Source organism: Anaerococcus lactolyticus ATCC 51172 (assembly GCF_000156575.1).
GTDB lineage: Bacteria > Bacillota > Clostridia > Tissierellales > Peptoniphilaceae > Anaerococcus > Anaerococcus lactolyticus.
Genome location: NZ_GG666051.1, coordinates 4,791 through 6,687, shown reverse-complemented (window position 1 = coordinate 6,687; position 1,897 = coordinate 4,791). Strand labels below are relative to the sequence as shown.

Annotated in this window: 2 protein-coding genes; both read left to right on the top strand. The window is 28.9% G+C overall.

Annotated features, from left to right (window positions below; genetic code table 11):
* A partial coding sequence (locus tag HMPREF0072_RS08945; RefSeq protein WP_004829665.1) for a MobA/MobL family protein occupies positions 1–1,467 on the top strand: 1,467 nt, incomplete at its 5' end.
* Positions 1,468–1,540: 73 nt separating this feature from the next.
* Positions 1,541–1,714 (top strand): hypothetical protein, encoded by a 174-nt coding sequence (locus HMPREF0072_RS12185; RefSeq protein ID WP_004829663.1) that lies wholly within the window; start codon positions 1,541–1,543, stop codon positions 1,712–1,714.
* The last annotated feature ends 183 nt before the right edge of the window (positions 1,715–1,897 follow it).

Here is a 1,897-nt window from a genome sequence, read left to right as displayed (position 1 = left end):
CCTGATCATATACCAAAAGAATTTAATGATAGGTCGACCTTATGGAATAAAGTAGAAATGGCAGAAAAAAATTCTAATGCACAACTAGCAAGACAATTCATAATAGGACTACCAAAAGAGTTATCTTTAAGTGAAAATAAAAACCTAGTTGAAAGATATATAAAAGAAAATCTAACATCACAAGGAATGATAGTAGATTATGCAATTCATGATGAAAGTCAAGATAAAAATGGAAATATCCATTGTCATATAATGACCATAATGCGACCAATAAACGAAAAAGGAGAGTTCTTAGCAAAGTCAAAAAAAGAATATATCCTAGATGAAAAAGGGGAAAAGATTTTAAACAAAAATGGAAAACCTAAGACAAGAAAAGTAGAACTAACAACCTGGAACGATAAAGGCAATGTAGAAAAATGGAGAGAAAATTTTTCAGACCTTTGCAATGAATATCTATCAAAAAACAAGATAGAAAAAAGAGTAGACCATAGGAGTTTTAAAAGACAAGGTATAAAACAAATACCTACAATACATTTAGGAGCAAGTGCTAGTGCAATGGAAAGAAAAGGAATAAGGACAGAAAAAGGAGATATAAATCGTGAAATAAAAAAACAGAATGAACTATTAAGAAACATAGGCAATGAAATAAAGAAAATAACATCATGGCTAAAAGGCTTTAAAGATAAGCTAAAAGAATCATACAAGGAATATAAAGACCAAAGTAAAAAGCAAATCGAAAATGAATCAGGACTCTTTAACCTCTATGAATATTTAAGCTTCTATCAAGAAATGCAAGAAAACAATATAGCTGAACTATCATTTTATGGTAAAAGAAACAAAGCAATCTATGATCTAAAGAGATATGCAAGTGGAATAAATTATCTAAGAGAAAATAAAATAAAAACCATATCAGACCTACAAGGACATATAAACACCCTAAGAAGTAAAAACTCTGAAATATATAAGACCATAAAAGAAAACAGTCAAAAGATAGAAGACCTTAACAAATGCTTAGCCTATGCAAAGACTGTAAGAAAAACAAAAGCAACCTACCAAGAATATGAAAGCAAGAAAATATTAAAAGAAAGCTTCTACAAGAATAATCAAAAGGAAATAGACCAACATATAAGGGCAAGAACCTTAATTGAAAAAATCAGTGGAAAGAAAAATTTAAGAGAAAAAGAATGGTTAGGAGAAATCAAAAACCTAGAAGACGAAATCAGTAAATTAAATACAGAGTCAGAAAAGATAAGGGAAAGATACAAGGAAATAAATCATATTAAATATGCAGTAGAAGTAGTCAATGAAGAATATGGTATTGACCTATCAATAGAAATTGACAAGGCAATTAAGAGAGGAGAAAAAGGAAGCATCGTGGAAAAGATAAAAGAATATAAGCAAGATAGTGATAGTTTTAATAAAAAAAGACAAATGGCTAAAGACTATTACAAAAATCAAGAAAGATAAGACCTGGTAAAAATATCTTATCCAAGCTATAATATGACCAAGAAAATAAAGGCAGATCTAGGAGGTAATAGAGATGAATAAAAGGCAAGAGCTAATAGATGAACTCATAAAAGCAAATGAAGATGGAACATACAAAACATATAAAAGCACAGAAGAAATAAAAGCAATGAACAATGAAGAAGTGCAGATATTATATTCCAACATGAAAAACTATCTATCAGACAAAAGAACACACATAAACTACTAAAGGTGGAAAAGCAAAATAAGAGCAGAAAAACAACAAAAGGTACAAATACCTAAGAAATATATAAAAACATCAAAATAAAGCATTCCACCACCAACAACAATAAAATAAAAACAATCAAAGGGAAGTATAGAAAAATTAAAACCTATACTTCCCTTTTTTTAATTCAAACAAAGGAGAGAAAAG